General features: G+C 56.4%; 12 protein-coding genes. 8 read left to right on the top strand and 4 right to left on the bottom strand.

Annotated features, from left to right (window positions below):
• Positions 1-92: 92 nt before the first annotated feature.
• The 3 genes from VFU50_10730 (at position 93) to VFU50_10720 (ending at position 3,777) form a co-directional block, all read left to right on the top strand.
• Positions 93-1,202 (top strand): D-glycerate dehydrogenase, encoded by a 1,110-nt coding sequence (locus tag VFU50_10730; protein ID HEU5233328.1) that lies wholly within the window; start codon positions 93-95, stop codon positions 1,200-1,202.
• A 55-nt stretch (positions 1,203-1,257) separates the two neighbouring features.
• Positions 1,258-2,739, top strand: a complete 1,482-nt coding sequence (gene ftcD / locus VFU50_10725) for a glutamate formimidoyltransferase (GenBank protein ID HEU5233327.1) — start codon at positions 1,258-1,260, stop codon at positions 2,737-2,739.
• Between the two features lie 105 nt (positions 2,740-2,844).
• Positions 2,845-3,777 carry a hypothetical protein gene (locus tag VFU50_10720; protein HEU5233326.1) on the top strand — a complete coding sequence of 311 codons (933 nt, stop codon included), beginning with the start codon at positions 2,845-2,847 and terminating at the stop codon, positions 3,775-3,777.
• 177 nt (positions 3,778-3,954) lie between these two features.
• Here VFU50_10720 and VFU50_10715 read toward each other — a convergent pair whose 3' ends face one another.
• Both VFU50_10715 and VFU50_10710 read right to left on the bottom strand, forming a co-directional pair.
• Entirely contained in the window at positions 3,955-4,779 is an 825-nt protein-coding gene (locus VFU50_10715) for an FKBP-type peptidyl-prolyl cis-trans isomerase (protein HEU5233325.1), read from the bottom strand.
• An 80-nt stretch (positions 4,780-4,859) separates the two neighbouring features.
• Positions 4,860-7,034: a discoidin domain-containing protein gene (locus tag VFU50_10710; GenBank protein HEU5233324.1), complete on the bottom strand. Its 2,175-nt coding sequence runs from the start codon at positions 7,032-7,034 to the stop codon at positions 4,860-4,862.
• A 218-nt stretch (positions 7,035-7,252) separates the two neighbouring features.
• Between VFU50_10710 and VFU50_10705 the strand changes: the two genes are divergently transcribed.
• Entirely contained in the window at positions 7,253-8,146 is an 894-nt protein-coding gene (locus VFU50_10705; protein ID HEU5233323.1) for a cytochrome D1 domain-containing protein, read from the top strand.
• Here VFU50_10705 and VFU50_10700 read toward each other — a convergent pair.
• Entirely contained in the window at positions 8,143-8,499 is a 357-nt protein-coding gene (locus VFU50_10700; protein HEU5233322.1) for a hypothetical protein, read from the bottom strand. The genes VFU50_10705 and VFU50_10700 overlap by 4 nt on opposite strands.
• Positions 8,500-8,657: 158 nt before the next feature.
• Between VFU50_10700 and VFU50_10695 the strand changes: the two genes are divergently transcribed.
• Complete coding sequence (locus tag VFU50_10695) at positions 8,658-10,211, top strand: alpha-L-rhamnosidase (GenBank protein HEU5233321.1); 1,554 nt, start codon at positions 8,658-8,660, stop codon at positions 10,209-10,211.
• An 18-nt stretch (positions 10,212-10,229) separates the two neighbouring features.
• On the opposite strand, the gene VFU50_10690 is transcribed toward VFU50_10695, so the two are convergent.
• Positions 10,230-12,188 (bottom strand): CocE/NonD family hydrolase, encoded by a 1,959-nt coding sequence (locus tag VFU50_10690; protein HEU5233320.1) that lies wholly within the window; start codon positions 12,186-12,188, stop codon positions 10,230-10,232.
• Between the two features lie 315 nt (positions 12,189-12,503).
• Here VFU50_10690 and hpt point away from each other — a divergent pair, with 315 nt between their 5' ends.
• The 3 genes from hpt to VFU50_10675 form a co-directional block, all read left to right on the top strand.
• Positions 12,504-13,058, top strand: coding sequence for a hypoxanthine phosphoribosyltransferase (gene hpt, locus VFU50_10685; protein ID HEU5233319.1), 555 nt, complete (start codon positions 12,504-12,506; stop codon positions 13,056-13,058).
• A 21-nt stretch (positions 13,059-13,079) separates the two neighbouring features.
• Entirely contained in the window at positions 13,080-13,796 is a 717-nt protein-coding gene (gene deoC / locus VFU50_10680; GenBank protein ID HEU5233318.1) for a deoxyribose-phosphate aldolase, read from the top strand.
• A gap of 145 nt (positions 13,797-13,941) precedes the next feature.
• Positions 13,942-15,630, top strand: a 1,689-nt coding sequence (locus VFU50_10675) for a GAF domain-containing protein (GenBank protein HEU5233317.1), incomplete at its 3' end; no start/stop codon positions are given.

The raw sequence follows: 15,630 nt of genomic DNA, 5'->3' as shown, positions 1-15,630 counted from the left end.
ATGGATTAGATTCTGAGTAAATCAGACAGCACTATCACTTATCCGTCCCATCCGTAGCATCCGTGTGATCCGTGTCATGTTTTGCTTTTGCCATGGCGAAATTTCGAGTCTTCGCGACCTGTGATATTGGCGACCCGGCGCTGAATCGTTTGCGCGAGCGCGGGTATGAGGTCGAGGTTTATCCCAAATCGGATCCGCCGCCGAAATCGTTGATCATCGAGAAGGTTCAAAGCGGAGTCGACGGCTTGATCACCACGCTGCGCGATTCCATCGACGCTGAAGTGTTCGAAGGCGGTAAAGGCAAGCTGAAAGTTGTGGCACAGATTGCAGTTGGTTTCGACAACATCAATCGTGCCGACGCGAATCGCTACAAGATCCCGTTCACCCATACGGCGGACGTTCTCACCGAAGCCACCGCCGAGTTCGCCTTCTTCATGATGGGTGCAGTCGCGCGCAAACTCTGGCCCAGCGAGAAACTGGTTCGTGACAAACGCTGGGGCGCATGGCATCCCTTCCTTCCCTTTTTGGGCGATGAGGTGACAGGAAAAACTGTGGCCATCATCGGCACTGGCCGAATCGGTTTGGCAATCATCAAGAAATGTACGGGCATGGACATGAACATTTTGTGCTACGACCCTGCCTATGAGAATCATGAATACATCAAAGCCATTCAGCGATTAATGGACCTGCGCCACCAGTCTGGCATTCAGAAGCACAAGACGAGCATCCGGTACGTGAATTTTGACGAAGCCCTGAGTCAGGCTGATTTCGTGAGCATTCACGTGCCCTTATTGCGCGAAGGGGAGTCTGCGACGCCGACCTTCCACCTGTTTAACGAGACGAATCTGCGCAAGATGAAGCCAAGCGCCTATCTCATCAATACATCACGCGGCCCGGTGGTCGATGAGGCTGCACTGGCAAAAGCTCTGAAGCAACGCTGGATCGCCGGAGCTGCGCTCGACGTCTTCGAAAAAGAACCTCTCCCCGCCGATTCACCGCTTCGTGATCCAGAGATCGAGGATCGCTGCCGCCTCTTTCACCACTTCGCCAGCGGAGCTACGCAGACGCGTTTGTCTCCCGATCCGGAATTGGGAATGGCGGGCCGGTGTGTGCAGGGACTGATTGACGTGCTGGAGCGGAACTACGGCGGAGATATCAGTAAGATGCCGTACGTCGTAAACAAAGAAGCGTTTCGATCCTAGAATCTAGCATCCAGCTTTTTCTCTGTACCCTGTTGCCTGTAACCTGTTCCCTTCTATGTCTCTCGTTGAATGCGTTCCGAATTTCTCTGAAGGCCGCGATGTTGCCAAGGTGGAAGCAATCATCGCCGCGATGAAGATCGATGGCGTCTATCTGCTCGACAAAGAAATGGACGCCGACCACAACCGCTGTGTCATCACGCTCGTAGGCGATCGCGATGCGATCGCGGAGGCTGCGATTCGCGGTGTAGGCAAGGCCGCTGAACTCATTGATCTCACCAAGCATCAGGGAGCCCATCCGCGCATCGGATCCTCCGATGTGGTTCCGTTTATTCCCATCGAGGGAGTCACGTTGGAAGACTGCGTCGCTATTGCGCGGCACGTCGGGGCAGAAATATGGAAGCGATACAAAGTTCCGGTCTATCTCTACGAAGCCGCCGCCACAAAACCCGAAAGGCAGAATCTTGAGAACATCCGCCGCGGGCAGTTCGAGGGACTGCGAACAGAGGTCGCGAGCAACACCGAGCGGCGTCCGGATTTCGGCGAGGCCGCGCTCCATCCCACGGCCGGCGCGACTGTGGTAGGAGCTCGTAAGCCGCTGATAGCCTACAACGTCTATCTAAATACGAGCGATGTCGAGATTGCGAAGAAGATCGGCAAAGCTGTTCGCTTCTCTTCGGGAGGCCTGCGATACGTGAAGGGCATGGGCGTTTTGGTTCGCGGTATGGCCCAGGTCTCGATGAACCTCACAGATTATGAACAAACGCCAATCGCGCGCGTATTTGAGTTCGTAAAACGGGAAGCCGCTCGATACGGTGTGATGCCGGTCTCCAGCGAGATCGTCGGCCTGATTCCCAAAAAGGCACTCGAGGAAGCCGCCGAATGGTTCCTGCAGGTCGAGAACTTCGATTCGTCGCTGATCCTGGAGAATCGGCTCGCCGCAGTAACAGGCGGAAAAATGGCCGTGGGTGGCATTCGAGCAGGAGTGGAACCCTTCATCGAGCAACTGGCTGCTCCGACTGCCACTCCCGGCGGAGGCAGCGCGTCGGCGGCGGCCGGCGCAATGGCTGCCGCGCTGGCCAGCATGGTAGCGGGAATGTCTCGCGGCAAGAAAGCCTATCAGCAATACGAGCGTGAGTTGAGTGACGCTCTCTCTCGTTTGACTCATCTGCGAGAGGAACTGAAGACCAGCATTGATTTGGATGCCGCGTCTTACGCCGAGGTGATGAAGGCGTATAAAGATGCGAAGTCGGCCGCGTCTGAGATGGGCGAGCGCCTCATCTCCGACGCGCTGAAAAATGCAACCCGAGTGCCTCTCTCCATAGCGCAAAAATCGAGTGAAGTGAGACAGATCGTGGAAGCCTTGAAACCTATCACGAGCAAAAACATGTGGTCAGACCTCGCCGTAGCATCATCTCTCGCCCAAACCGGTATCGACGGCGGCCTCGCAAATGTCCGGATCAACCTGCAAGAAATCAAGGACGAAGCGTTCAAAGCAGAGATGCTGCAGTCAGTATCAAGAATCCCTAGTAGCAACTAAGGGTGCCAACTAGGGCTAAGGCTGGTGGCCTCGAGTGTAGGGCCGGAGGTAACATCCGATCAGAGCTGCTCATCTAATTCTTTGGATTAAAATTACAAGGTGGCTATGAAGTTTCGTATTCCCGCTCTGATTGCTATTTTCCTTGCTCCTGTCTTCAGCTTTGCTTCTTCCCTGGCCAGCGCTACGCGTGCGGTGATCCCTGCCGACGTGCAACAGGTGATCAACGTCGATTACCGCAGCATGGAAGACTCGCAAAGCGGACAGGCTTTGAAGGCCCGCGTCCTGCCTGAACAGCTGAAGAAATTCGAAACTGCGCTCAAAGGCGTTGGCATCGATCCTGACAAAGACGTAGAGCAGCTCACCTTTGCCTCGTTTCGCGTGAAGAATGGTTTGCAGGTAGTGGGAATCGCGCAGGGCGAATTCGCCTCCAACAAAGTCGTCGCCAAGCTCAAAGCGAAGAAGGTCAAGCCGGCGATGTATCGCGAATCCGCGATGTATCCGCTCGACGGCGGAATGTCGATGACGCTGCTCGACAACTACAACATGTTGTTCGGCGATTCGGCCGCGCTGAAATCGGCGCTCGACGTTCGCGATGGTGTAGGCAGCAGTCTCAATTCAAATTCGCAAATCACCGACCTGATCTCCGATGTTGATTCTGACGCGATCTGGAGTGTGCTCGACGAAAAGGGCACGCAGGAGATGATGAAGTCGGCACTAGGCGAGGCTTCGAATCTTGGCGACTACAACGCGATTAAGAATCGCATTAAAGCTTCCGCTTACAAAATGGATTTCGGCAACGGCGTGAAGTTCGATCTGAAGGTGAACACGTCAGATTCGTTTACCGCGGCAACGCTTTCTTCTCTCCTGCGCGCCGGCATTCTCTACAAGAAGATGAATGCCACTCCAGCCGAGAAGATAGCGCTCGAAAATATCGGCGTCGATTCCGACAGCAGCGCGTTGAAAATCAAATTCGAAACCGACGATCGCAAGTTCATCAGCCTGGTGAACTCAGATCTGTTTACTGCGATCTCGAAGTAGCCAGAGTTACTCTTCAGGCTCAGCCAAGGCCACAGCACCACTTTGCTGTGGCCTTTTCGGCTTCTTGGGCGCGCGGACTGGGGCGTAAGGATCTCTAGGCGGTTCGGCGGGATTGCTGCCGAAGATCCTTCTCAGACATTCTTTGAGGCCGCGGAGCACACCAACCTCCTATGGCTCTTATTCCACTGAGATCAACTCGATTTCACAGACGAGGTCTCCTGGAGGGTTGAAGCGATTGGCAGGCTTTTCGCCAAAAGCCAATGCAGCCGGAATCCAGAACCGAGCCTTCTCGCCAGGAACCATCGATGTGATTGCTTCGCGCCAACCTGTCGGCGAACTCGCAACCGATACCATCGCCGGATGATTCGTCATCACAGTAGTCTCGAAGATTCGGCCGTCGCTTCTCCAGGAAGTGAAGTGAGCCGTCACCTTACTTGTAATGGACGGATGGGCCGTTCCCATTCCGGGCTTCAGGATCAGGTATGCGAGTCCGGAGCTTGTTCGAGTCGCATCGGCCGGCGCCTGCGTGAGGTTCTCGGGAGTCGGCGGCGCTTTCAGAATGGACAAGAGCTGCAAGTCAAAGGTGAGGTCCTTATGCGGCGGCTCTTCGTCTTCGGGCCTGCGTTGTACGTGATGATGCCCCTCATGAAAGGTGAGATCTTCGGGAATCCAGAGCCTGCGTTTTTCTCCAACCACCATCTGTTTCAGCGCTTCCGAGATTCCCATTATGGAGGCATTGAGGCAGAGAACATCGGCATCGTCCATTGTGGTGGAGGTTGAGAATAGGGATCCGTCCGTTTTCCAGGCGACGAAGCTCACAGTCACACAATCATTTGAGACGGGATGCTCCGACCCTGTTCCCGGCTGCAATACTTTCATCGCGAGGCCAGAAGGCATGACCTGCGCGTCAGGCGGAGCAGCGGCGACGTCTGGAGGAGCAGTGATGACGCGCCCTGTTCGCGTGACCTCGGTCGGACCGGAACTCTGTTGAGCGAAAACCATGCCACTTGCAAGCGGCCAGGCCGCGATCAACAAACCGAGACAGCGGAAGGACTGAAAAAGATGAGGAGATTTATTCATCGTCAGTGGATCGAAGCACTAGTCTGTTGAGCCGCTCCCGGCCCGACATTCGGAGCAGCAGCCTGGGCGTTGGAACCATTTGCGGCGAAGACTTGAAACTCGTAAATATTCGCCGGTTCTGGCGAGCCACCGCGAGAAGGCAACACATTCAGCCGTACAAAACGCGCGGCGGTCGGCGGAATATCGTGCGTGGTGATGCTCTGAACGTTGTCGGTTACGTTTGCCACCGTTTGGAAATTCGTTCCATCGGTGCTCACCTGAATATTGAAGTCGCTCGTATTGAGATTCAAGTCGTCGCCACCTGCTCCCGCGTGCTCCACAACGAACCGGCCGACTGTCGCTGTTCGTCCAAGATCGAGCTGCAGAAACGGATTTGGCGCCGATGAGCACCACTTATCAGCCGGGCCGCCTTCTGTGCTGTTGTTGATCGCCTTATCCGGCGTCTCTAGCGAGCTACACGGAGCACTGCCAGTTGCATGTGCTTTCACCGCTAGATTTTGTGACCGCGATTGTTTCTTCCGGAGTCCATACACGGAAACGAAGTTCGAGATCGAGGCCACGTAGACTTTCCCATTCGCGACTATCGGCGGACTGCCTTTCGCGAAGTTCAGCGGATCATCCCCGGCGCCACTACTCGACCACAGCAGATTGAGATTCTCTGCGTTGAAGGCATAGAGATCTCCCGGGACGGTCATCTGATTGGCATCACCAGCGCGCGGTACAGCCGCCCAGAGAATTGCAGTTCCAGAACGGGAACCATCTGCGGAGATAGTCATCATTCCTCCCGGCATACCGCTGGGCGGGAGAATAGAAGCTGTCGATACCGCAGGCACGTCGAACTTTTTGGTGGAATCATTCAGGCGAAACATGCGCAGGAAATCGCTTTCGCCCCATACGTAGACGTTCATCCCTTGCGAACTGCGCCACGCGGGAATGGCGTTGTGCATGTGATGAGAGATCGTCGGACGAACAGTCGCATCCACTGCCTGGACAACCTGCGGGATCTGAATATCGCCGGGAGCCTGGCCGCCGAGCTTGGTTATATCCAGCACATACATCTTCCCTTCTTTTCCCCCAACCACGAGAAGGTTGGTGCCGGGCAGAATCGTGGGGCCTTGCGTGCCAAAGTCCAAATCGAAATCGTTCAGCGTGTTGAAATTCGACGGAGTGAAGTAATCGAGCACGCGCAGCGTCTTGGCTTCGAGTTTGATCAGCGACTCGCCATAATCGTTTTGGTCGTAGGTGCCATTTCCGGTCGAGACATACAGATTCCCAGCAACATCGAACGCCGGAGCCGCTCCCGACATCCACACGCCTCCCATGTTTCCATTCGGCGTAGCGTTAAACACTCCGAGTTGCGCGAGAGTCTTCGCGTCATACGACATCATCCAGCCGTGGTACGGACGCGTATCGCAGAACGAAGCCCAGCCGATGTACACGATGCCATTGTTCAGCGCAAGCGCCGGACGCTGATTTTCGGTAAGCGGATTGAAGCGAACGTGGGCGCCATCTGAATCGTCTCCTTTTCCCGGCACGCTCGCCTGAATCACCTGCGGACTGTTCGCACGTTCGTTGCCCGTTGTGATATCGAGGGCATGGAGACGCTGCACGGTTCCGCTTGGCTCGACCGTGCGGGTAACAAAGTACATCGTTTGATCTGGACCAATCACGGGCGTTCCCACGATGCCGATGTCGCCAATGAAGTCGCGATAGATCCTGCACGCCTGGCCTACTTCGGTGTTGCGCGTAGGACGACCATTGCCGTTGAAGTTGCGGAACCAAAGTGGAGCACCGAGCTTGTCGGCATCGAAGGCATACACGCTGTTGTTCACAGTAGTCACGAACAGAGCGTTATGTTTATGACCACCGACACGCAGATCAGCCGCATAGAGAAGCCCACCGTAGATCTGATCGTCGACCGGCAGCATGAACAGCTTCCCAAAATGGGCGGAATTGATGTCGCCAGGTTTGAGTTTCTTTTCGGAGAGATTCGCAGCGGTTCGCTGGTTGTCGTACGCGCGGGTGAGAACTTGAAAATGACCGCTGGCATAAAGCGGCTGCGCCATTGCTCCCGCCAGCGCTAAGACTGCAAACGTCTTTGCCGCCCGGCGCAGCAGCGAGTATTTGGAATTCGTGCGGATATTTCCTGGCCTGAGCAGTTGAGCGTAAGATGGCAACGTTTCGGTACCTTGAGTTGTAATTCGTCGAAGGATATGGAGAATCGTTCGCTTTGACAAGCAAAGATTTCAGATGTCGCAGTCGATGGATGAACGCTGCCCGCAGAAGCTGCGTGCTTGGGGCTGCATTATTGGCCCTGTTAAGCATATCTGCGGCGCGAAACAACGCCACGAAAACACACGCCGTGCTCCTCGTTGCAAATAAAGCAGACCACACAGTGAGCATCGTCGACCCCGACGCCGGCCGCGAGCTTGCTGCCGTGCCTGTGGGCGGAATCACGGTTCACGAAGTCGCAGCCTCACCTGACGGTTCCCTCGCCTGGGCGCCGATTTATGGAAACTCGGGCGTAGGCAGACCTGGAACAGACGGTCAGACGCTCAGCGTCATCGATCTGAAGACGCGCAAAATTGTTGACACAATCGATTTCCAAAAGCCGACGCGCCCGCATTGCGCAGTCTTCGGACCCAAAGACGGCAGGCTATACGTAACAGCCGAGCTGACGAAATCGATCGATGTGATCGATCCCACGTCCCACAAGATCATCGGATCCATCCCAACCGGCGAGCGGGAGTCGCACATGCTGGCAATCTCGAACGATGGAACCCGGGGATACACCTCCAATGTTGGCGCTGGCTCCGTCTCAGCAATCGATTTGGTTAATAAGAAAGTTCTGGCCATCATTCCTGTTTCCGGAATCGCTCAGCGCATCGCCATCTCTCCTGACGACCGCTGGGTCTTCACAGCGGACCAGACCAAGCCGCGGCTCGCCGTAATCGATACTCGAAGGAACAAGATCGCTCGATGGGTTCCTTTAGCGGACATCGCATTCGGCACTCGTCCAACTCTCGACGGAAACTGGCTGCTGATTACGCTGCCTGTGAGCGGCAAGATTGCGGTGCTCAACCTGCACACAATGAAAGCCGAGCACAAGATCGACGTTCCACCTGCTCCGCAAGAGATCCTGATGCGTCCCGACGCCAAGGTCGCATACGTCTCGTGTGATCGCAGCAAGCAAATAGCTGAGATTGATCTGAGAACCTGGAAGGTGAATCGATTGATTAACGTCGGAGCGGGTGCTGATGGATTGGCCTGGGCTGCGTCAGGCGACTAGATCACGCTAATCGAGGGTCGCGAGTTTGCCGCAGCATTCTTCGATCGCGTCCTGCTCGGCTTGGCTAAGGTTTTCAAACTGCAGACCGCAGCGGAAACCTTCGCAATCGCGCACAGTAGCCGCCACGCCCAATCGGCGCTGAATGTACGGAGGATGAACTCCATCTGCACGACTTGTCCGCGCTGCAGCTCCGCCGGGATGTAGATGGCCATGCCGTCTTCGCACAGATCATGGCTGCGTCCCTGCAGGACACATTTGCGTTGCTGCACAATGGTGAATAGCTTGATGGCAAAATTCACCTTGAAGCGCTGCGAGCGGCGAACCGGATGCGATACATGTGCCGAAACTGACATGGAGTGTTTCCGGAGTGTATGTATAAGGTAAGTCGCCCTCCGCTCATAGTGACGAGGGCGATTCGTTACAAGAAAGATGCTCCTGAGCGCAGTCCGGGGAACAGGAGCGATTCGGCAGAGAAATCTTGAACCGGCGAGAATTTCTTACTGTAGCTGGCATGGCGCTAGCGTCTGTCTCGACGCGAGGCTTGCATGCTTACAACATAGATCGTGATCTGCACGACAATAGCAACTCTCAGCCAACATTCGAAACCGACGACCAGCAATATCAAGCGACCTACGCACGCGCTCTCGACGTCCTCCATCGCAACACGACCAAGCTCAACACGTATCCCGGTCCAGTCCTAATCGAGGGCAGCACCTACGGCGGCATCTGGCAGGAATGCGCGCCGCAGGAAGGCCTCGTTTATTCCCGCTTCCGACCAGACGCAGCCCGCAACAACCACCTCGCATTCTTCTCGCAGCAGCGCGAGGACGGCCAGCTTCCCTGCTGGCTGCGCAAAGACTCCGTAGGCTTCGGACAAATTCAAATGGTGGTGCCGATCGCGGCTACCGCGTGGGAGCTGGCGCAGCGCACGGGTGATAACGAGCTTCTCGAAAAAACCTACGCCGCCTGCAGCCGCTGGGACGCCTGGCTTCGCCGCTACCGCGATACGCGCCACACTGGTCTCTGCGAGGGCTTCTGCACGTACGACACCGGACACGACAACAGTCCACGCTGGGCGGGAATTCCCAATCGCTGTCCGGACACGGATGCGCACAAGTGCCCACCCGTAGCTTCCCTTCCACGGCTATGCCCTGATCTCTCTGCCACGGTTTACGGCGGACGTGTTGCCTTAGCAGCCATGGCTCACGCGCTTGGCAAATCCGCCGAAGCCGACGGCTGGCTTACCGATGCCGCCGCGATTCAGTCCGCGATCATGAACAAGCTATACCTACCGGAAGACGCGGCGTTCTATGATCTCGACGCGCAGAACCGCTTTGTTCGCATACGCGGCGACGTGATCAGTCGCGTGCTGGGTGAACACGTTGTCGATCAGAAGGCTTTCGAAGAAATCTATCGACGGCAGATTCACAATCCATCCGCCTTCTGGGCGGCATATCCGCTACCGTCCATCGCGCTCGACGATCCAACGTTCGTGCGTCCGATTCCTCGCAACTCCTGGGGAGGCGCTTCGCAGGCCCTCTCCGCGCTACGAACGCCGCGCTGGATGGAGCACTACGGCAAGCCCGCCGATCTTGCGCATCTGATGCAGCAGTGGGTTCGCGCCATCCTGCGCGATCCCAGATTCCTGCAGCAGCTCGATCCCAATACGGGAATCTTCACGCCTGACGTAGGTGACTACTCGCCCGCCGCGCTCGTCTTCACTGACTTCACCTGGCGATTGTCGGGAGTGCGTCAACTTGGAGACGAACTGGAGTGGAATCTCCGTCCCGAAGCAAACAAGCGCAGCAGCTTTCGTCTACGCGTAAGTCCGACGATAATTGCCGAGCTGCATTACCGCGGACGAGAGGCCAGAGCGGTAATAAATGGCCGCGCCGTTTGCCAATCAAAGCAGACAGTTCGGATCGTAACGGATCAGCGTGGCTCAATCAGGCGAGCCGTCGGCCTTGCGGCAGAGAAGACCGATGTACTTCTAAAGCCCGTTTCGGGAAGGGGCAAGAGATTCACCATTGGCCCGAACCAAACGAAGGATCTAAATGCTTGTTGAACCGAAGATCATATGCATTCACTGACCCTCTACCACCGGCAACTCCACGAAGCTCGCCTGGCTCGGCGCGTGATATAGGCGCTGCGTCGCTTTGCGATAATCACCGGGTTTCGCCCAGAAGATGCTCGGCACAAACGTCTGCGGGTTGCGATCGTAGAGCGGGAACCAGCTTGATTGCACCTGGACCATGATTCGGTGTCCGGGCAGGAAGACATGATTTGCCGTGGGGAGAGCCCACTTATAAAGCAATGGCTTATCGGGCGTGATTGCCTTCGGATTGTCGAGGCTCTCGCGATAACGTCCGCGAAAGATATCGGCTGAGACCATCAGTTGATATCCGCCCATCGGTGTATCCACTGCGACTTCGTCGGGATACACGTCGATAACTTTCACCACCCAGTCGGAATCCGTGCCACTGGTCGAGGCGATCAGATTCACGATCGGCTGCCCGCTGATCTTTACTGGTGAACTCAGAACATCTGTAACGTACGAGATCACATCCGGCCTGCCGGACATCTCGCGCTGATCATCGACGAGCCACTGCGACCAGGTTGAGCCCGGGGAGTACACGGGAACGATCGGGCGCGGCCGGTACGTTACCGGCCTTGCTGGGTCGGAGACGTACTCATCATAGCCTGGATCTCCCGTTTTGGGAGGGGCGGTGCTGAGCTTGAGCCCGGCGTTGAAATACATCGGAGTCGGCTTAATCTGGCATCCCGAATCGCAGCCAGAGGGCCATGAAGACAGGCGTTCCCATCGGTTTGTTCCAGTTTCGAACGCCGAGACAGTGGGAACATCGTCCTTCGGCGAATCGTCTTTCAAGTAATGTGCGAGAAACGGAGCGAGGATGTTGCGGCGGAAATAGAGCGCAGTGTCGCTGTCGAACTTAATCGCTCCCAGGTTGCTGGCTTCGTGAATCTCCTGCCCGTGATGCCACGGTCCCATCACGAGAAACACTTTGTCGTTATTCGTGTCCTTCGGCTTAATCGCTTTGTACACGGCAGTCGCGCCGTAGATGTCTTCTTGGTCCCAGAGGCTATCGACCAGCATTACCGGAACTTTCAGCGGCTGGGCGGCGAGAATCTTGTCCATCGCCTGCTCACGCCAGAAGCTGTCGTACGTGGGATGCGCGAGGATCTTGCGCCAGAAGCCCATCTGTTCAAGGCCATGACTGCGGCCCAACTCGCCTGCGGAACCTGCGGCGAGAAATTCGTCGTAGTCGTCGAAGTGGCTGCGCCACCATTTCGCGTCGTTCTTGCGCGTGCCCTCCTGCTCATAGATGTAGGGCATGTTCTGCTCGCGGAAGGCGCCGTTGTGGAACCAGTCGTCTCCCATCCAGCCATCGACCATGGGATTCATCGGCACAGAGACCTTGAGCGCAGGATGCGGGTTCACCAGCGCCATGAGCGGAAGAAATCCGTCGTATGAAATTCCCAGAATCCCGACCTTCCCATTCGTTTCGGGAATGTTCTTCACGAGCCAATCGATGGTGTCGTAAGTATCAGTCGAGTGATCGACAGGCGTCGGATTCAGAGGCCCGTGCAGCGGACGCGTCATCACGTAATCGCCTTCCGACTCGTACTTGCCACGAATGTCCTGCACCACGCGAATGTATCCGCCGTCGAGGATCACATCGACGGCGTTGTCATAGCCATTGATGATCGGACCGAGATGCGAGCTGTGCGCATAGCTGGTGAGCGCCGTCGCGTCGTAGGGAGTTCGCGTAAGCAGAATTGGCGCGTTCTTCGCGCCTTTGGGCACGAGAATCACCGTGTGCAGCTTCACGCCATCGCGCATGGGGATCATCACCTCGCGACGCGTGTAGTCCCAGGTTTCAGTCGCCGTCTTAAGCTCGGCCGGAGTTTCGCTGGGCAGGTCGGGGTACTGCACTTTTTGCGCGCGTAGTGGCAGTAGTGAAAATGCAAGTAGTAAAACGAAAAATGCAGCTCGATGGAATAAACCCATAAGTTTGTTCATGGCTGAAAGCAGGTATTGAACACGGGCGCGCAGCAAAGGTCAATGCCGGGATGAGTGGACGAGGTGGAACTTGTGGACTCAGTGGACTTTGTGGACGGAAGACTGGACCTCGTGCAAGCGGGTTGTAACAGGGGTGCTTTTCGCTAGAAGATCACATTTTTGTTGAGCGATCTATCTCCAGATCGATAAGCAAAGCCCGCTAGCAGCAAAGCCGTGCATTTCGTCCATTCTGTCCAGTTCGTCCATCGCGTCCACCGGGTCCCACGCGCTAGCTTTGCAGTTGCCGTTCCAGCGAAGCGAGGCGACAATACGCCTATGGCCGCCCCCATCGTTCATGCCGGGCTCGACGTTCTCTACACCCGCGATCAGATCGCACGACGTGTGGCCGAAATGGGTGAGGAGATCTCGCGTGATTTTGCCGGACAAAAAGTTGTGCTGGTCGGAGTGCTGAAGGGAGCGACCATTTTCCTCGCCGATCTGGCGCGCTGCATCAGCCTCGACGCCACTTTCGACTTTCTCTCCACCTCGAGCTACGGCAAAGGACATCAGCAAAGCGGCGAAGTCAAGCTGTTGAAGGATGTCGATCATTCTGTCGAAGGGCAGAACATCATTTTGGTTGAGGACATCCTCGATACCGGCCTCACGCTTACGTACTTGCGCAGGGTGCTCAGCGCGCACCAACCAAAGTCCCTGAAGATCGCCGCTCTACTCGATAAGCCCGCGCGCCGCATTCAGAAGATCGAAGGCGACTACATCGGCTTCACCATTCCCAACAAGTTCGTCGTTGGGTACGGACTGGACTATGCCGAGCGTTACCGCAACCTGCCCGACATCTGCGTGATTCCCCCGAGTGCATTAGGAGACGAGTGAGTTAAAATCGGCCTAGCAGTCATGGCGATCGAGATTTCCGAAGCTCCATCTGTGGTGGGGTCTCCAGCCCAAGACTGGAAGCTCCTTGCTTCTCGCATCAACTCCCGTCTCCTAAGAGGAGACGCCACTTACGCCGCCATCGAACAATTGTGCGCCGAAGCTACTAACCGCGGCTGCCATTGCGTCGTGGTCAGCCCTGCTCACATTGGCTTGTGTGCTTCCCTGCTCTCAGGCACCCGAGTGAAGATTGGCACACTCGTCGGCTTCCCTTACGGGACTAGCACAACAACGACCAAGCGGTACGAAGCCCTCGATGCAATTCGATTAGGCGCGCGCAGTCTTGAATTGATCATGAACGTGAGCGCGCTCAAGTCGGGCGATCGAGTTCGCGTAGAAACAGAAATGCGAGCGTTGGCGGACCTTGCTCACGACAACAACGCTTCATTGCACGTCAGTATTGAAGTTGCACTCTTATCTCTCGAAGAAAAGATCCTGGCATGCCAACTCGCAGTGACAGCGGGAAGCAATGGCGTCAGTTCGGGAACGGGCTTCACCGGCATCTCTTCCGCGCCGTCGGACGTTTCGCTAATGCGCGGCGTGCTCGGTGACAAGCTGGACGTGGTGGCTTCTGACGGGATCGACACACTCGAAGATGTGCATTCGATGATGGAAGCCGGCGCCAATCGCATCACCACAAATTCCGCAACCGCGATCCTCGAAGCCGCGCGAAAGCGATAACGTCGAACAGCTTATTCACCACGGAGCCACGGAGAACAACAGAACTGAGTTGTTGCTTCGCTTTTCTCCGTGTTCTCCGTGTCTCCGTGGTGAAATAGGGTTTTTTCGGCGCTCTAATCCCCACTGCTATCATCGAAGGCGAATCATGGCCGCTACGCGCACAAAAATTCCGGCGCAGGACAGCCCTGCAGCAGAGCCGGTCAGCAACGGAGGGAAAGGCAATCCCGCCGGGCAGACCGCTCCCCTATCTGAGGTTTTGAAGGCCAATCAGGAAGGCGGACGCGCGGCCGAGGTTTCCCTCAAGCTCGAAACTTTTCTCATCGATGTCGCGGATACGCTTAACAGCACGCTGGAAACTGACAAGCTTCTCGCGCGTGTGGCTGAACTGGTGCGGCAGGTCATTGATTACGAGATCTTTGCCATTCTTCTGCTGAACGAGCGCACGCAAGAGCTGCGCATGCGGTTTCAAATCGGGCATACACCAGAAGTCGAGCGGCTGAAGATCAAAGTCGGACAAGGGATTACGGGAATGGCGGTCGAGCAGCGACGTGCCGTTCTGGTCTCGGACGTTCGCAAAGAACCCAAGTACATCAATGCTCACCCTCTGGTCCGTTCCGAACTGGCGGTACCGCTGATTGCCAAGAAGCGCGTGATCGGCGTGATCGATATTCAGGCGAGCAAAGAAGCCTATTTCACTGAAGAGCACAGCCGGATTCTGAGCCTCGTCGCATCGCGCATCGCAGCCGCAATCGAAAACGCTCGGTTGTACACGCGCGTAGCGCGACAGGCCCAAACGCTCATGGTCCTGAACGAAATCAGCCGCGAGCTTACTTCGATTCTGAATGTCGATCAGCTCTTCAAACGCATCGGCGAGCTGCTCACGCGGGTGATCGAGTACCAGATGTTTTCGATCCTCCTGGTGGACGAAGAACAGGCCATGCTCGTCCATCGCTTCTCGTTGCGATATCAGGAGAACATTCATCTCAAACATGACATTCCGGTTGGACGCGGACTCGTCGGATACGCAGTCAGAGAGAAAGTCGCAGTGCTCGCGCCCGACGTCACCAAAGATCCTCGGTATATAGAACTCAATCCGGAGACTCGTTCGGAGCTCTGCGTGCCGCTGATCTATAAGGAGCGGGCTATCGGCGTGCTCGATCTCGAAAACACCCGGCGCAATTCCTACACCGAAGATCACGTGCGCACGATGACGACGCTCGCCGGACAGATCGCGATTGCGATTGAGAATGCTCGTCTATATGAGCGCCTGGCACGCGAAGAACAACGGCTGGAGCGCGATCTCTCCATGGCCCGCGAACTCCAGATACGCCTGCTGCCTCCTGTGTGTCCGCAGCTTCGCAATGCCGATCTCGCCGCTAAGTTCGAACCGGCGCTGCTGATCGGCGGGGATTTGTTCGATTTCCTCGAGTACAGCGGTGGGCGGGTGGCACTCGCTCTGGGGGATGTAAGCGGCAAAGGCGCTCCGGCCGCGCTGTATGCCGCGCTTGTCAGCGGCCTGCTGCGTTCCACGGCATCGCTCGAGCCTTCTCCTGCCCAGATGCTTTCGGCCATCAATCTTTCGCTGAACGAGCGTCACATCGAAGCACAATACGTGACTATCGTGTATGCGGTGTGGGACGACGAATCGCGCGCCATGACTGTGGCAAACTCCGGTATTCCCCGCCCGATCGTTTGCCGAAACGGGAACCTTGAGGTCATCGAAAGCGCCGGCTTGCCGCTCGGTCTGTTTGAAGAAGCCAGCTACGACGAGGTCACGGTCAACGCGCAATCAGGCGATCTGTTCGTATTTTTCAGCGACGGTATCGCCGATGCT

Source organism: Terriglobales bacterium (genome assembly GCA_035764005.1).
GTDB lineage: Bacteria > Acidobacteriota > Terriglobia > Terriglobales > Acidobacteriaceae > Gp1-AA112.
This window is presented reverse-complemented; position numbering and strand designations above follow the sequence as displayed.